Raw genomic sequence first — 14,812 nt, forward strand, 5'->3', positions numbered from 1 at the left:
AACGTCGCACTAACAAGTAATCCGTTATTTCCATACGATGGCGTTGCATATATAGCACGCGAAGACGCGGCAAACACTGCGCGCCATCCAGAAGTGACCTTATCACTACTCAATTAACCTCGCCTATCGGCGGGGTTAATTCTTCAACATATTTTACCCCAAGGGGAGACATACCTCCCCATTGGGGAATTGTGTCTCTCCTTATCATTTCAAGGAGAAACGCATGAAAAATCCTGCCAATAAACTGATCGAGATTTACTCTCAAAATCTGTCTTATTGCGATCCAGATCTAAAGAATGCCTTTCACAGCGAAGCTAAAAAGGTTTTGCGAAAACTTGCCAAGCTGATGGGGTTGACCTCGGCTGACTACGACCTTCGTTCAAACAAAGCGGGTATTGCAGTGAGCGGAGAGATAACTCTTCATACGTCTAACTTATACCTGCAAGTTGAAAAGACATGCATGGGAGATGATGCAGCCATAATGATGCGATCTTGTAAGGGTCGTAAGGACTTTGTTGGCGGTATGAATCACTTTGCACCAATTAGTGCCTTAGAAGACCTTGAGCAATTCGCAATCTACCTAGAGGGCATCGCAAGAAACCAGGTCTGCGGTATGCACTGGGATCCTCTACAGGTGCGTTTTGATGTCGCTAATATCCGAGCGAACAAAATAATCAGTCCGGAGCTCGAGCGCGTTAGAGATCGATTTGAGGATAATGAAATTCCCATAGAGGTTTTTGAGCAGGCAATTAATAATGCTGAGCGCGTCAGATCAGCGGCATAAATATATATTGAACCAGTCTTCAGCGGCGTGTCCGCTGCAAGACTGATTATGCCTGGAGGGCATGACCAATGAAATATAAGCGTGAACCTCAACATGACAAAAGGATTGAACATGGTGATGAATTTTCCGGTAATGCTTGGCGTGACACTGAAACCAACGAAATACGTTATGTGGCAGTATACCGGGACGAATTGGTATTGTTGGTTCGTGACCTATGCAGTGCTGAGCAATATTACGAACTAGCTGAATGCATTGATTCTGTGAGTGACGAAGAATTGATTAATATTATTCTCACTCAAGGGAGTGTCGCATGAGACTGGAAATAGAATGGTCTACAGGACCGAATATGACTGGTTACTATACCGGTACTGAAACAGTTGAACTAGATGATGGTGATGATGAACAGAAAGCCATCGAAAATGCTCTTAAGACAGCTGCAGATCGTTTGTGCTGGCATGGTAAGTTGAAAGTTAAAGAAGTTAAACGAATAGGCTAATGTCTACATTTGACCTGTCTTTTGACAGGTCTTTCCCAAAGTCCCTTCTATCCATAATTAGAGGACTTTGGGAAAGGTAATTTATGACTGCTGCAAATCAGCAGCGCCTGAACAGCTCATGAATCATGTAATAGCTGGTACTTCTCTGATGAGAAGTTGATTCATCTTAAAACCCACCCACCCGGGGATCCATATCCCCGGCAGGGCTATGGATTTCCTGGGGCACACTAACATCCAGGAGAATCTAATGAAAAATTTTAATTATCGTCAGCTGACAACAATACTTGCTAGCCTTCGTCATCTACAGCGTGAGATGGAAGAATCTAGCATAGATAATATTATCAAACAGTACCCACACTTTGCCGATGTGGATCCACTAAGCGAGTCCGATATCGATGAGCTTTGTGAGACGATGTATTCTGGCCTTGTCTGCGTAAACAAGCCTTGCCTGAATGATGATCAATATACACGTTATACACAATTGGAGTGTTTTGTAAAAAATATCGCCAAGCTTGATAATACGGATGATTTCGAAGTACTTGGTTCCGTTATGAGTAATGATGACGCAGTGGATACTGTTGATCGTTTAATCTCTGAGGCAAGAGATTTGGTACCAAGAGAAGTATGGGCAGCGCAAATGCCCTCTTGATATAACGCCCCTCATCATCATGGGGGGCGTTATTTGCTTCTCAGAGATTCTTAGTTGTTTGACGCAATCGCGGAAACAGAGATAAAATTACTCAATTATCCCTGGCAACTTGGTTAAAGTTGCATCCCTCTGACCGGCACCTGGATCGCGCAATTGCCGGCATCACCACTTGGTGACCGATCCATTAATCTTACCCAATCTGGGAGAAACCTCTCCCAGCCAGGAAAGTTTCTCCTATTCAATTCAAAATTGTTTGGAGAAATACAATGTCCGGATTATTCGACATGCAGCAATTCTATCGCTTTCTTGAAAAAGCGAGAGACAAGGAATTAGCTCAGAAGCAAGAGCTATTGGCTCGATTTATTGATAATGCGCGGGATCCTGATGTTCTTAAGGATGCACGCTTTCTTTTGAGAAAAGTTGAGGAGGAGATTCTTGCTCGCCTTAACACTCAACAGAGCGAAGATTGAGCGCATTTCTTCGCTCAACAATGTTCAGGAGTCTATTAGCGTCCTCATCGCGATCTTCAATGATCGCCATGAGGGTTCGCTTTTCTATAGTGTCCCCACCCTCCATGTTTTGGAGCTTTTCTGAGACTGCCCGGCAGGCCTCATCAAATGTTTGGTCTTTATTCATAGCATCGAGCTTAGCTGGAGCAAAACTATTTTTCAATGATTTATCGAAAATCCTATCATATGGAGAAATCTATCATGTCTGAAACAGTAACCGTTAGAAAGCCAATAGGACGACTTGCACGAAGGTACACAGGGCTTCGTCTACCGTTACAGGTATTGCGATCAACTGCCGGGTACTACATCGGTACAGTCGGCGAAGATGATATCCCTTGTTCACGCGAAAGCGAGGAGTACTTCACTTTGCCAGATGAAGCGACTCAAGCATTAGAGGATGGTAACTGGACACAACGTACCACCCCCTAACCTATTCTTCAGTCTACACCCCAGATGGGGGAGTTCTCCCAACGGGGGGCTCTCCAGATCATCTCAGGAGAGTCAAAATGTCTGAAACTATCGAAAAATGTGATTATTGCGGACGCCCTGCCGTCCAAGTAGTTAAACTTTTATCAGGTGAACCTGTGAATCTATGTGATGCAGGCGATTGCCACGATCGATACTCAGAAATATCTGAACTCGAGTACTTTGAGTTTATGGATTTAGGTATCATCCCACCGCTAGCCAGAGATGCCTAGTGTCATAAAGCCCGGTTCCTAATTATTAGGAACTGGGTTTTTTATTGATATCCTAAAACACAGCCCTTGCAAAGGGGTACAATGTACCCTATACTCCAGTCCGTAGAGTGGGTACTATGTACCCTCTATAGGAAAGCACCAGGGTATTATAGTGAGCCAGAATAATGAAGAGCTTAAGCGAAAAATTAAGATATATAAGCTCACTAATGAGCAGATCTCGGAAATGACGGGATATGCTATTGATACAGTCAAGGCGTGGCGAGTAAAGCCAGGCGCAAAGAAGTATCGACCAATGCCTTATCGCGCAATGAAATTGTTGATATTTGAGATAAAAGACAGAAATATGAAACAAACTTCTTAGTGTAAATTGACGGTCCCCGCCGGCGCGCCAACGCCGACAAGGACCTGACCACAAAGACCTGAATAGGAGGTCAATATGGCTAGTACACATCCTAATGTAGTGCTGTGTGAGCAGCAACCATCAAATATAGCTCCACGTACCTGTGAAGCTCCGCGAATCAGTGATCCTGACATGCTACTCCACATGATGGAGAGCCTTCCGATGCTTTCTCAGGATATTGTCGATTTGTTTTCTGAAGGCGAAGCCTTAGAGACCATCCAGAGAAAGGTCGATATCCTTCACCATAACCTCGGTGAATTCTCTCGACAAGCGAAAGACTTTCCGCAAGCTCGGGTGCTTTCTGTAGACCTCCATAGCATTCAGATTCTCTCTCAGGAGATTGTCAATATATTTTCTGCCTGCTCTGAATGCAAAGCCTACGGATCCATCCAGATTAAAGTCGATATCCTTCACCACAATCTTGGTGAGCTCGCTAAAAAAGCGAAAGGCCTCCAATCCAGTCGATCTTAAAAGCAATAGCGAATTAGCGGTGCCCAGCTGATGGTGGCGTGGTAACCCCAGCAGCAGGAGGGAGTTTGTCTCCTCCTCCCGATCCTGCTGGCTATCCCACGATAAGGGATATCACGAAGCGAAACGGCTCAGATTGAGCCGTCACCATGGAGTGGTGTCCATGGTCTGACGAGCAGCCAATTAGATTGAGAAAGGAGCTTGGACATTGGATCAGATGAATTTTGAGTTCCCTAGCGAGTTGATCTCTTCCAATGTCTTATATTTCATTCTAATTCTATGACATAAAACCACGTGTATGATTTAAATAACAACTGTAGACAAATCCGACAACCAATTGAAATTATTGTTAATATAATTTGTTTGACTGTATATGGAATTGCTTCGAAGTGCCTCGGTTCACGAAGCCGTCGACGCTGTCCTAGTGAAGTTTCTCAGTGACACAGCGAACTGTCTACGCCGCTGTCGAGGCTCCAACAAGAAATGGCAACACGTGATGAGTGCCGCCCCATGATATTCCTACTGTCTTCCTTTCAGGTCGTTCATCATCCTGTAGATTTGGAAGCCCGAATCGTCGTCGCTGGACTCTATTGATTGAATCACACCTTGAACGAATTCTATAGGAAGATTGAGAACGTGCGCTGCCTGTACTGCGTTGTTCACCATAGTCTCTCGCAGATTCTCATTAACACTGAATGTGTTTGCCGTCAACGCCGAGAAACTGAGCATGAATGAAGCCGCAACTCGTTCACCATGCTCACGCACTAGAGCTTGGTTAATATTTCTTGCGGTATCTATGCTGAACAGTAGCCCTTCGGCCATTCGATCTTCAAGAGGCCCCGTAGGAGGTAAAGGCAAAGTTAAACTGAGCGCCGATGCATGTTCTCGCGCTATTGTGTACATCTGCATTACTTCGCTTTCCGTGCCGCCAATCGATGCGCTGAGCAACAGTGCCATGCTGGATCCAAGGTCTATTGCCGAAGCGCTGGGTGATTGTTGAACTGCTTGTTGGTACGTCTGTCCGTGCGTGGAGCCTGTAGCCAGGAAGATTAAAGCGATACTTACCACTAACAACATCCTTATCATAATGGCCCCCTATCAAATGCAAGCATATTGATGACATCACGTATCGCCTCAGGTGCGATGTTCTGTTTTCCATGACATCGTTTCCAAAGCACTCCAGTAAGAAACGCTCGCAATCGCAACGATATCTCGAATGCAGTATCGATACCGTCTTTCGTAAGAAATCCACGATTCCTAAGCAACCGAATAGAAGCGACTGGTCTTAGTTCAGGCGGTATGTGCCCTGCGCCTGCGAACACTGGTACATTCGTACCTGCATCAAAATAATAACGTTCGAGTTTCGATGGATCCTTCGGCTCATTCGTGTACACGTCAACCGCATAATCCGGATGTGGTAGCACTACTGCCTCATACTCAAGACGAGCGATTGTAGCCCTTACAAATAGTTCGTAGGCGGCATTTGGATCATCGTCGTCCTGCAACACCATTCTCGCTCCTACAGCACCCGCATCCATTCCCCTCATATCGGCGCTCACCTCTATCGGCGCCAGTAGTCGACAGGATATCATTTCGAGTAGTTTGCGTATTTCTATGAATCGGGGATCAGTATGTCCTTGAGAGCAAGTGACTTGCTCAACATGCGCTAATTCATGAAAGATCACAGCACCGGTTGTAGCAAGTTCAACGATTATTCGGTCATAATCGTCCTCTGGACCACCAGCAGCCCATGGGAAGTTATCAAGAATCTCGTTTGCCTGTTCACTATATGGCATGTTGCGTTTCACCAATAGGTTTATTCGAGCGAGTTGTAACATCACATTTTTAGGGTGTGCCTGCTGAGTAGAACCTTGGTTGCCATTTACCGATAGCACCGTCTGTTGTAGCACGTACATTGGCATCAGGTAGTCGCTATCACAGATGATCCCATAGGGGCTGCTGACGCAATTATTGCGACTCGCGATACAAGTCTTAGCAAACCAACCATCCCCACAAACCTCTTCCGGTATACCCGAGAATTCCAGAACAAATACCTTGGTTTCCTGCATGTTGGGTTCACCGCATGAGCCAAGTCCGATTTGGTTTCCTGCCTTTGCGGTACTCCAGGCATCATACGCAAGTCGACTCTCCTCCTTCGAAGCAATATCAAGGCCGTGATGGCTATTGACGTACACCTCGATTGGATCGAGTCCAGCCTGCATTGATATCTCTTGAGCCAGTGAAAAAGGTGCATGAGACACAACCAGGCACGCGACAAGTATTAGAGATTGATGTCGCATCGTGTTGTGATAATAAGTAGCTCATAGAGCTCTTGCAGAAGGTCACCTGTAACTATCGTCGGCTGTAAACGTCCACTGCTGTGCCTTTTCAAGACATCAAGCTCGAGCGAAAGCTGCTCTGCATGGTGTCGATATTTGAGCCGCCAGTAGACCCTTTCTGATTCAGGTTGAAGATAACCGGTACTACAGAACACCCGCGTCTTGTTAGTTTGACATGGCGCTAGGCCGACGTTCAGACGTGAAACGCAGAAGTCGGCAAATGCGCTTTGTATGTTAGGACCACAGGCAGGCGGAGGTTTTCGTACCTCGACAAGCTCAGAGTGGTTCTCGTACGGCACTGAGGTGTGGCCGTAAGACTGCTTTTTGGCCATTTCCCTGATTTCATCGCTCGTACCGACGAAGTACGCACGGTGCGCAACCAGCGTTTCATCATCGGCCATCGAGTCGATGCTCTGTGCCGACACTTCCGCTATCCACATTACTGAGATTAAAATTACGGCAGCAATCGTTTGGCTGCATCGCGTACTGCATCTGCCTGAAATCTGCATGCCATATACTCCTTACCATCTTCGTGCGCTATACATGTGTCATACTCATAAATAGATTCTTGCAATTCTTCGAGTGCCTCCTCGCGCACAAGGTCTTCGACGGAGAGGCCGCGAAAATAGAATTCCGCCATCAAGTAGAACGAGACGCCCGCGATCGCGACGGCGCCACCAAATCTTGCGCCTTTGTACTTGATAACGGCTTCACCAAATCGATAAAGAATCAATCCGATACACGCCGAAATGAAACCGAGCAGTATCGTGAATAAAAACGATGTCATCTGAGAGTTCATTTGGTTTTTCCCACCTACCTTATCCTTTATATCAGTTCTTAGTCTCTATGATTAGGTTAGTAGTACCTCAGCGTTCCCAATATACTATTGAGCTCGTTAAGATGCTCATCCCACTTCGAGCCGTCTGTGCGGAATTTGATCATATGCGTCTTGCCTTGACCAATGTGCACAAAACACAGAACATCGTAGGCGAATCTCTGGCTCGGCATCGTTGTCACAAACGTGGCGCAGTTTGATGGTTTTCCCCCGATTGATGGCGCGTTGGCGCCGAGAAACTCGGTAGAGGAGCTTTGCGGGTAACCGTCGAGCGGAGTACTTGCCAACGCTTCCCATGTTTCGCTAGTGAAGTACTCGCTGGAGAACTCGCGATTCGCGACGTCAAAAACTATCCGGCTGGCTATACCGGTTTTCACGCCACTTACGTCCATACTCGTGAGATAGGCATCAACGGTTCTTGACTTGTACCAAAGTTCATCCATTAACTTTATCAAACTACTTCCCTGCGACCGTAGTTGTCCCTTCACCGTAGCTATCTGCGAGCTGTTGCCGCCGATCCATGAGCTCGGCGCTGACGCCTTCCATTGTAGTAAGCGCCCCTCTACGTCCCATTGGGCGTGAACCATCGTCGATAGAAGGCACAGCAAGAAGGCCGTCAGGCTTGATCGTAAATTCATACGCATTGGTGACATTGCGTTCCTCCGGCCGTGCATAGGGATAAACCTCCGAAAGCCATGAGGCTGATTTTGCAGGTTTTAAGCACAAATAGCACTTGCTCTTGCATGATCCGTAGTGATCTGCTTTGCGCCCGCACACCACGCTACAATCGCCGTCGCCACATAGAAGATTGAGCACCTGCTGGCGGCTAGTGGAGATGGCCCCAATCCTCGCTCTGATGACGATTTCGCGCGCCTGGTGGGGACTTGCCAGCCAGCCGAATACCGACATTGCGGCCTTACGACAGTGACGGGATCACGCATGTTATACTCGAGCCGATGGATTTCATCGGCCACCAGCTTTAAGGTAATATTGGGTGAAGAGTAAGCCTGCCATTACGTCACGTTCCTTATGTCCGGAGGTGTATCTAAGTCTGCGTGCATACCGCGTTGGATCTGACAAATCCCCTATCCTAATTTAGGCAATTGTATTACGATTGCAAGCAATCCGATGAAATTCACCAGCTGATGTTGATCAAGATCAAATTAGGGAAAGCATTTCTATTCGCTCCAGATCAGGGTGTAAATATCGGCAGGCTCCTTGTGTCCGCTTCTGGCTAGGACCAAACATCCCAATCCCATCGGACCAATGACCTGCTTTGGTCGCAGATTAGAAGTTACCGAATTCGATACTAACAATCGAAATCGTAAAAAACGGAGGTTTATAATTATTACTCTATCCTTATCTTTATTATCTAGCTCCTTAAATTTGGCCGCTATGGTAGGTTTTCTTTCGTGTCAGATTTTTGATCGATACGTCCTGAGCCTTTTCATTTGCAAGACGAAGATTTCGATCAATTCCAACTTAACCACATGAACCACCGCCGTCTCAAATGTGTGAAAGATAATTTCCATTATCCATTATTGTAGTATTCGAGCCATTCGTCCAGGTCGGCCTGAAGCGATTTAAGCGTACAGTAGATTTTCCTGTGTTGTGTAGATTGATAAAACTTCCGCATATAGTCGAAGTGTGACATGACTGATTTGCGACCGAAGCGAGCATTCTGGTTATAGAAGTAACCATATTTAGAATTACTGAATTTAGATCGACGTGCGGATAATTTAAGGATTGTTGAAAATAATTAACTACATTCAAATGCTTCGAAAGTCATCATTTCAGTTCGATCGTATCAAAAACCACTATCGTAAATTACTCTAGATTTAGACGGCTTTGGAGTATTCTGTTCTTCTAATTTCTTTCGAACTAGCTCCATTTCATAATCAATTGCATTTTTATCCTTGATTATAAGAATCCTATAAGTTTCTGAATATTGAAACTCAACAAACTTTCCATCGTTGCCTTCCAGGGCAAATATTGCATGTCCTTTCTTCAGTTTGAAGGGTTGTAGATATGGATATTTAGATCGATAAACTTGCATTATTTCATATGCTTCATCTCTAGCTTCTTTCTTACTTCGCTTTAGTCCTGCAGTCATTGCTTTCACATATTGTACATATTTACTGTGGCGACCTAACGATACCTGATACTTATCGTAGTGCTTATTTGGGACCATAGGAATGACTTCCAATATATCCCCTCGACCAGATGCATTTATAACTGTAGCTTGATCAAATCTCTCGCCAAATTTAATTCCAAATATCGATTGAACTTTTACATCTTCAGCAATTGCTGAAGACGCGATAATAAAGGTTAATACAAAGAGCGACTTTAATACAGCAATAGTAGAATTACACATTATGAATACTCTATATTAATCAGCACACACATAAACCCGCGATCCATGAAATATATCTAAAAATTCCACCTTAGCTATTGAGGTGGCCTTAGGTTATTGCTTTCTATAATTTCCCTTGCAAAGTCAACAGCGTTCTGTATTTTATTGGAAGTTATATTGAAAACATATTTATCGATTACTAAATATACTGTATTCGCTTTAGATGAACTTTTCATAATGAAATGCGGTTCTAGATTTGTTGTATATTCAATATTCTTCAAATTGAGTCTTGGCATGGATTGAGTGTACTTTGAAAGTGCATCTATATATGAATCAAACGATATAAAATAGCCTCCTACGGAATTTCCTTCATAACCAAATGCGAATACCTTATTATTATCGCTTCTCTCTATTCCTTTTAAGTAATCATTGGTTGAATTAGGATGAACCTGGTAATACCGCCTCAGTGGTTTGCCCGAGAAATAATTTGGAATTTTTAGCGATATGCTAGCCTGTAGCCGTTTCTTTTCTGACTCAAATAATGCGTCAAATAAACTCTTTGACACCCGGCCATCATTAGCGATGCCTACTTTTGACTCGAATGAGTTTATTGCACTTTTCGTGTGGTTATCTACGTAGCCGGTGGTCTCAACTGGCATGTACCCTAATAATTGAAGCCTTTCTTGTATTGTTTGAACTCTTCTATCTGCCCGTGCAGTAGAATTATTTTTCTGCGAATATTTTAGTTGTGGTGCGCTTTGAATTTTTTGAGCACCCGCATTCCCTTCAGTGAGTTTCACTTTACTTGATATCGATTGGCCAGCAGGTCTCCAGCCACTTTCTGTTTTTTCATAGAAAATTTCACCTGACACCTTGAATATTGATCCTTTCGTAACATTCCTGCCCGGATTCATGAGGCCTGCGTTATAACCAGCCCATCCTGATTGTCCTTGGCGTGCATCTGTTGCTTTCGCTTTAAAGTCCCGAATCTCACCCATGCTGGCAGCAATCCACCTACTGTCCTGTGTAAATTCAATTATCGCTTCATACACAACAACATGATAAATATTTCCAAGTACTTTCTTCTCTAATGCATTAATTTTAGTAAAGTCATTTAACGATATTCTGCCAGCAGATTCTGTTTCAATCAGTTTTAACATATAGTCTTTTGCATTAGATACAGAGGGCATTCCATTACTACACCCACCTGATATGACAGAGAACCATATAATAAGGCTTAATGCATATTGTAATTTAATATTAAACTTGAAGATGCACATATTCACTCCCTTGCATTTATCGATTTGTTAGCGTAATTAATCTTCTCACTCTAGCGGTGAAGAGAAGTAGTTATCGCTTATTGACTGGTACTAATGGAGAAGCCACCAAAAGTAGACGTATGCTTGTGTTTTTAGATCTTAGCTGTTAATTCGAAATTTGTGCTTCATCAACAATTACATATGCATATTCCATGCAACAATTTACTTTATGTTATTAAATTAAATAGATAGATAGAAACTTAACCCTACAAATTCACTCGGAATGTAAAATTATTCGACAAACCTCAAATACAAAACCTCAACATCTGAACAAACAACACACAGGCATATCACTAATAATTTGTGCTGCAACAAGTTTGTCATTGATCGTTTTTGTCTGCTATTTATAAATTCGTAATTTTCTGTAGAGAGATATTCACTGACACTCTGTCAGATTAACTGAACAGCCACTTCTGGTCGAACTGAGACGTGCCAATTGAGCTGTGCCTCATTTATTACTTCGAAATATCCGCACCATTCCATCGGCTATCTCTTCCATATCAAGACAGCCGGGCAAAAAGGCATTGATGGTCTCCATATTGGTCAGTGTATGTTGCGTTAGTTTTACTGTATTAAATACACCACCCGCGATTGCTAGCGGTAGCAACAATTGATCGGCAAGATGGGGACCAACTGGCGCTACTCCTTCAAGATACGTCTTTATCTGGCGACAGAGCTTACCTGCCACCTTCTCGGCACTGACACCTTTCTCGCCAAAGGCGGTGAAGACCTCGGTGACATATTCATGTTCAATAGTCGCCACTAGGGCATTGCCAGGTCCCTGACTATTGTTGAGGCCGCGCAGTTGAAGCTGTGATGGATCCCAACCCATGGTGCGGCGGACGGTCTCCAATTCGCGCTCGGCAATACTGACAGGCAGTGCGGCGATCAGCGCCTCAGTGCTAGCCTGTCGCAACTCACCACGCTCCAGTAGGTTTAGTGGCTGCAATTTATCCCCAGCCTCTAGCCTGAGCTCCACCTCACCTCCACCCGCGGGGTAAAAGCCGTAACGTGACAGACTCATATCGATATCGACCCCCATTCGCCGCAACAGAGGAAGATAGGCACGTTGCAGAAAGTCGGCGGGTGGCGCCAGTGGATTATGGGTGCCGCCGCTTAGACTTAGTTTCGCCTCGACTCGGGCCGACATCAGTGCAGGCAAGACAGTCTGTAACACTAAAGTACAGCTGCCCGCCGTACCTATGGCGAAACGATAGTCACCACCCTTGATGGTTTTAGGCTGAAACAGCAGTGACTGCGAACCCGCGCCTGCGCCTTCAACATCCGCCTCACCGATAGCCGCAGCGGCATGCACAGCTGTGAGATGCTGGCGCATCAGGCCGGGCTTTCGCCGTTTGGCGCGGATATTCTCTATACGAAGTGGGCGGCCGGTAATCAGCGACAGCGTCAATGCGGTACGCAGTACCTGGCCACCCCCTTCTCCACGCGAACCATCGATGGTAATCAAGTTGGATGCACTACTCATTTCAATCTCTATCCATTCTGTTCGAGACGTTTCTATCCTTTAACACAAACCACCTGACGAAGGGTATGCACCACTTCCACCAGATCCCGCTGGGCATGGATCACAGCATCGATGTCTTTGTAGGCCATAGGGATCTCGTCGATCACGGCGCTATCCTTACGGCACTCTACACCTTCGGTCGCCTTCTTCTGATCCTCCAGTGTGAAGCGACGCTTGGCCTCGGTTCGGGAGTAGACTCTACCTGCACCGTGGGAGCAGGAACAGAAACTCTCCGGATTACCCTTTCCGCGTACAATATAAGAACGTGCGCCCATGCTACCCGGAATGATACCCAGCTCCCCTGCCCCAGCACGGACTGCACCCTTGCGGGTTACCCACACCTGTTCACCATAGTGCGATTCCTGCTGCACATAGTTGTGGTGACAGTTAACCGCCATGCTATCGGCATCGAAGGGTTTACTGATGATCTGGCGCAGAGCACCGATGGACGCCGCCATCATCAATTCCCGGTTGCGGCGTGCGAAATGCTGCGCCCAACCCACCGCCTCGACATAGTCGTTAAAGTGATCGGTCCCTTCCGGCAGATATGCCAGATCTCGGTCAGGCGGGGTGATATGCCAGGTACGCATATCCTCTTTCGCCTGCTCGATGAACAGGTTACCGATGGCGTTGCCGACACCGCGTGATCCCGAGTGGAGCATAATCCAGACCGCCTCACTCTCATCCAGGCAGACCTCGATGAAATGATTACCGGTTCCCAGAGTCCCTAGATGGACATAATTATTGGTCTTTTTCAGGCGAGGATATTTTTCCACAATGCGCCCGAAGGGTTCCACTAACTCTGTCCATACCTCATCGACATGGGCCGGTGGCGTTCCCCAGGCGCCTTTATCGCGATTTCCACGTCCCTTGCTTCGACCATGGGGTACTGCCTGCTCAATGGCGCTACGCAGCGGCGCCAGGTTATCCGGCAGATCTCCGGATCCTAGGCTGGTGCGAACCGCCATCATACCGCAACCGATATCGACGCCGACTGCCGCCGGGATGATCGCACCCCTGGTGGGAATCACTGATCCAATGGTCGCCCCCTTACCCACATGTACATCAGGCATAACTGCGATCCATTTATGAATAAATGGTAGCTGAGAGGCATTCAACAGCTGCCCCTTAGCCTTCTCATCCACAGGTACCCCCTGGGTCCACATCTTAACCGGATGCCCCTGCTCGGCCTGCATAACGTCGTAGTTTTCAGTAGACATTTTTCTTGCTCCAATGAATGGGTGTCTTCAGACCCAAGATAGGATTGTACGACACCCTTGTATAAGTGCGGCGACCAGGTTTGATGACGCGATATTTTCCGCCACCCGGCCGAGGCCGGACCGGGATTTGAACCCGGACCCCTTGCGGGACCTTGCAAGCAAGGTGCGTCAACCAAGTAGCGCCATCGGCATTCGCCGCGAAACTGCTCTCGAATTCCCCAGTCACTTGGGGGTGTCAAATAGGTGGGCGACAAGGGTCGGTGAAACAGCGTGCTCTACCTGACTGAGCTACACCCCCGTCGTAGTGGAGGTATCAGGTGACACCTCGAACCGATTATTTGAGGCTTTGGCGCTTTGGGAAGGAGTGCTTAAATAAGTAAAACGACTTTTACTAGCTTTCCTGAAACCAACGAATATCAAGATTGTGTTTTTCTAGAAAGTCTTCATTCAAAACTCTGTTAAAAGGAATGTTACCTAAACGAAAATGTTTTTCATAGAATGCTTTAGCATAGCGATTAGCGAATTCTTCTTTCTCCAATGTTGGTTTTGAATCGAAGACTTTGGATATATATTCATCTTCTTCCTCAGTTTTTGCATCGACACAAGGTTCCAGACAGTTTCGTGCATAATCAACGGCATGCCCAAATTCATGAGGGAGCGTTCTGTATAGTTGCCGGTTCCTAACGCTTTCGGGCGTTGTGTGTATGTTCCATCCGCGCTTAACTTGTTCTATGCGGTCGCCGTCTTGCTCTAACAGCTTTAATTCTTTTTGTTCGAACGGACTTAGGCTTGATCCCCATTTTACAATCGTGTGAGGTTTGATTGCTTCAATACAAATAGCAGAACCATTGTATTTGTCGAAATCAACATAATAAAGATAACGCCCCCATACCGGCGAAAGAATTTCCTCCTTCTTTTTAGGCTGCCTTAAGACTATGATTTCGACTTCTTCAACATCATCAGGTGGAAGCAGTTCCAAAATCTTTATGATGTCTTGAGGCGTGCAAGCATGAATGTATCCATCACGTACAGGTTCTACAAATATTGCGATTTCATGATCATGCGCCTTAATGGGAATAATAACGGGATTATTTAATTGTTCCCAAAAAGCCAAATCATCTTTTCTTTGAGGAATAACCATATTGTTATCCTGAGAATAGCCGCTTTTTTTCGTTCCTATGTTTCTGTTCCGTCTTGTTGGTTTTCTCATGATTTTT

18 protein-coding genes, 1 tRNA gene and 1 other RNA gene are annotated in these 14,812 nt (G+C 45.7%); 9 read left to right on the forward strand and 11 right to left on the reverse strand.

The window, feature by feature from the left end:
• Positions 1–223: 223 nt before the first annotated feature.
• The 9 genes from AC4IE7_RS13145 to AC4IE7_RS13185 all read left to right on the forward strand — a co-directional run bounded on the left by AC4IE7_RS13145 (position 224) and on the right by AC4IE7_RS13185 (position 4,189).
• Complete coding sequence (locus AC4IE7_RS13145; RefSeq protein WP_490777304.1) at positions 224–784, forward strand: hypothetical protein; 561 nt, start codon at positions 224–226, stop codon at positions 782–784.
• A gap of 68 nt (positions 785–852) precedes the next feature.
• Positions 853–1,098, forward strand: a complete 246-nt coding sequence (locus AC4IE7_RS13150) for a hypothetical protein (protein ID WP_490777305.1) — start codon at positions 853–855, stop codon at positions 1,096–1,098.
• Positions 1,095–1,280, forward strand: coding sequence for a hypothetical protein (locus tag AC4IE7_RS13155; protein ID WP_490777306.1), 186 nt, complete (start codon positions 1,095–1,097; stop codon positions 1,278–1,280). Before AC4IE7_RS13150 ends, AC4IE7_RS13155 begins: the two co-directional genes overlap by 4 nt.
• A 247-nt stretch (positions 1,281–1,527) precedes the next feature.
• Complete coding sequence (locus tag AC4IE7_RS13160) at positions 1,528–1,929, forward strand: hypothetical protein (protein WP_490777307.1); 402 nt, start codon at positions 1,528–1,530, stop codon at positions 1,927–1,929.
• A 266-nt stretch (positions 1,930–2,195) separates the two neighbouring features.
• On the forward strand, positions 2,196–2,399 hold the full coding sequence (locus AC4IE7_RS13165; protein WP_490777308.1) for a hypothetical protein: 204 nt from the start codon (positions 2,196–2,198) through the stop codon (positions 2,397–2,399).
• Positions 2,400–2,639: 240 nt separating this feature from the next.
• Positions 2,640–2,867: a hypothetical protein gene (locus AC4IE7_RS13170; protein ID WP_490777309.1), complete on the forward strand. Its 228-nt coding sequence runs from the start codon at positions 2,640–2,642 to the stop codon at positions 2,865–2,867.
• Positions 2,868–2,944: 77 nt separating this feature from the next.
• Positions 2,945–3,136, forward strand: coding sequence for a hypothetical protein (locus AC4IE7_RS13175; RefSeq protein ID WP_490777310.1), 192 nt, complete (start codon positions 2,945–2,947; stop codon positions 3,134–3,136).
• A 436-nt stretch (positions 3,137–3,572) separates the two neighbouring features.
• Positions 3,573–4,007 (forward strand): hypothetical protein, encoded by a 435-nt coding sequence (locus tag AC4IE7_RS13180; protein ID WP_490777311.1) that lies wholly within the window; start codon positions 3,573–3,575, stop codon positions 4,005–4,007.
• A gap of 116 nt (positions 4,008–4,123) precedes the next feature.
• Positions 4,124–4,189, forward strand: an RNA gene (locus AC4IE7_RS13185) — hammerhead ribozyme type II.
• A gap of 334 nt (positions 4,190–4,523) precedes the next feature.
• Here the strand turns inward: AC4IE7_RS13185 and AC4IE7_RS13190 are convergent.
• From AC4IE7_RS13190 to AC4IE7_RS13240, 11 genes are all read right to left on the reverse strand, one after another.
• On the reverse strand, positions 4,524–4,961 hold the full coding sequence (locus AC4IE7_RS13190; RefSeq protein WP_490777312.1) for a hypothetical protein: 438 nt from the start codon (positions 4,959–4,961) through the stop codon (positions 4,524–4,526).
• A gap of 125 nt (positions 4,962–5,086) precedes the next feature.
• Positions 5,087–6,226, reverse strand: coding sequence for a hypothetical protein (locus AC4IE7_RS13195; RefSeq protein WP_490777313.1), 1,140 nt, complete (start codon positions 6,224–6,226; stop codon positions 5,087–5,089).
• 59 nt (positions 6,227–6,285) lie between these two features.
• The gene (locus tag AC4IE7_RS13200; RefSeq protein WP_490777314.1) at positions 6,286–6,768 is read right to left on the reverse strand and encodes a hypothetical protein; all 483 of its coding nucleotides are present in this window, start codon (positions 6,766–6,768) and stop codon (positions 6,286–6,288) included.
• A 29-nt stretch (positions 6,769–6,797) separates the two neighbouring features.
• Positions 6,798–7,142 (reverse strand): hypothetical protein, encoded by a 345-nt coding sequence (locus AC4IE7_RS13205; RefSeq protein WP_490777315.1) that lies wholly within the window; start codon positions 7,140–7,142, stop codon positions 6,798–6,800.
• 56 nt (positions 7,143–7,198) lie between these two features.
• Complete coding sequence (locus tag AC4IE7_RS13210; protein ID WP_490777316.1) at positions 7,199–7,831, reverse strand: hypothetical protein; 633 nt, start codon at positions 7,829–7,831, stop codon at positions 7,199–7,201.
• 1,154 nt (positions 7,832–8,985) lie between these two features.
• Complete coding sequence (locus AC4IE7_RS13215; RefSeq protein ID WP_490777317.1) at positions 8,986–9,552, reverse strand: hypothetical protein; 567 nt, start codon at positions 9,550–9,552, stop codon at positions 8,986–8,988.
• 74 nt (positions 9,553–9,626) lie between these two features.
• Positions 9,627–10,691: a peptidoglycan-binding domain-containing protein gene (locus tag AC4IE7_RS13220; RefSeq protein WP_490777318.1), complete on the reverse strand. Its 1,065-nt coding sequence runs from the start codon at positions 10,689–10,691 to the stop codon at positions 9,627–9,629.
• Positions 10,692–11,298: 607 nt separating this feature from the next.
• Entirely contained in the window at positions 11,299–12,336 is a 1,038-nt protein-coding gene (rtcA, locus tag AC4IE7_RS13225; protein ID WP_490777319.1) for an RNA 3'-terminal phosphate cyclase, read from the reverse strand.
• A gap of 32 nt (positions 12,337–12,368) precedes the next feature.
• Entirely contained in the window at positions 12,369–13,595 is a 1,227-nt protein-coding gene (locus tag AC4IE7_RS13230) for an RtcB family protein (RefSeq protein ID WP_490777320.1), read from the reverse strand.
• Positions 13,596–13,706: 111 nt separating this feature from the next.
• Positions 13,707–13,787, reverse strand: a tRNA-OTHER gene (locus AC4IE7_RS13235).
• 199 nt (positions 13,788–13,986) lie between these two features.
• Positions 13,987–14,805, reverse strand: a complete 819-nt coding sequence (locus tag AC4IE7_RS13240; protein WP_490777321.1) for a hypothetical protein — start codon at positions 14,803–14,805, stop codon at positions 13,987–13,989.
• Positions 14,806–14,812: the final 7 nt, after the last annotated feature.

The organism is Candidatus Thiodiazotropha sp. AKAK3 (assembly GCF_058244645.1).

Coding starts and splice junctions, on each gene's coding strand:
- AC4IE7_RS13145 (WP_490777304.1), top strand. CDS start 224: ATGAAAAATCCTGCCAATAAACTGATCGAGATTTACTCTCAAAATCTG.
- AC4IE7_RS13205 (WP_490777315.1), bottom strand. CDS start 7,142: ATGAACTCTCAGATGACATCGTTTTTATTCACGATACTGCTCGGTTTC.
- AC4IE7_RS13190 (WP_490777312.1), bottom strand. CDS start 4,961: ATGGCACTGTTGCTCAGCGCATCGATTGGCGGCACGGAAAGCGAAGTA.
- AC4IE7_RS13150 (WP_490777305.1), top strand. CDS start 853: ATGAAATATAAGCGTGAACCTCAACATGACAAAAGGATTGAACATGGT.
- rtcA (WP_490777319.1), bottom strand. CDS start 12,336: ATGAGTAGTGCATCCAACTTGATTACCATCGATGGTTCGCGTGGAGAA.
- AC4IE7_RS13240 (WP_490777321.1), bottom strand. CDS start 14,805: ATGAGAAAACCAACAAGACGGAACAGAAACATAGGAACGAAAAAAAGC.
- AC4IE7_RS13165 (WP_490777308.1), top strand. CDS start 2,196: ATGTCCGGATTATTCGACATGCAGCAATTCTATCGCTTTCTTGAAAAA.
- AC4IE7_RS13210 (WP_490777316.1), bottom strand. CDS start 7,831: ATGTCACCAATGCGTATGAATTTACGATCAAGCCTGACGGCCTTCTTG.
- AC4IE7_RS13180 (WP_490777311.1), top strand. CDS start 3,573: ATGGCTAGTACACATCCTAATGTAGTGCTGTGTGAGCAGCAACCATCA.
- AC4IE7_RS13195 (WP_490777313.1), bottom strand. CDS start 6,226: ATGCAGGCTGGACTCGATCCAATCGAGGTGTACGTCAATAGCCATCAC.
- AC4IE7_RS13215 (WP_490777317.1), bottom strand. CDS start 9,552: ATGTGTAATTCTACTATTGCTGTATTAAAGTCGCTCTTTGTATTAACC.
- AC4IE7_RS13220 (WP_490777318.1), bottom strand. CDS start 10,691: ATGTTAAAACTGATTGAAACAGAATCTGCTGGCAGAATATCGTTAAAT.
- AC4IE7_RS13175 (WP_490777310.1), top strand. CDS start 2,945: ATGTCTGAAACTATCGAAAAATGTGATTATTGCGGACGCCCTGCCGTC.
- AC4IE7_RS13230 (WP_490777320.1), bottom strand. CDS start 13,595: ATGTCTACTGAAAACTACGACGTTATGCAGGCCGAGCAGGGGCATCCG.
- AC4IE7_RS13170 (WP_490777309.1), top strand. CDS start 2,640: ATGTCTGAAACAGTAACCGTTAGAAAGCCAATAGGACGACTTGCACGA.
- AC4IE7_RS13160 (WP_490777307.1), top strand. CDS start 1,528: ATGAAAAATTTTAATTATCGTCAGCTGACAACAATACTTGCTAGCCTT.
- AC4IE7_RS13155 (WP_490777306.1), top strand. CDS start 1,095: ATGAGACTGGAAATAGAATGGTCTACAGGACCGAATATGACTGGTTAC.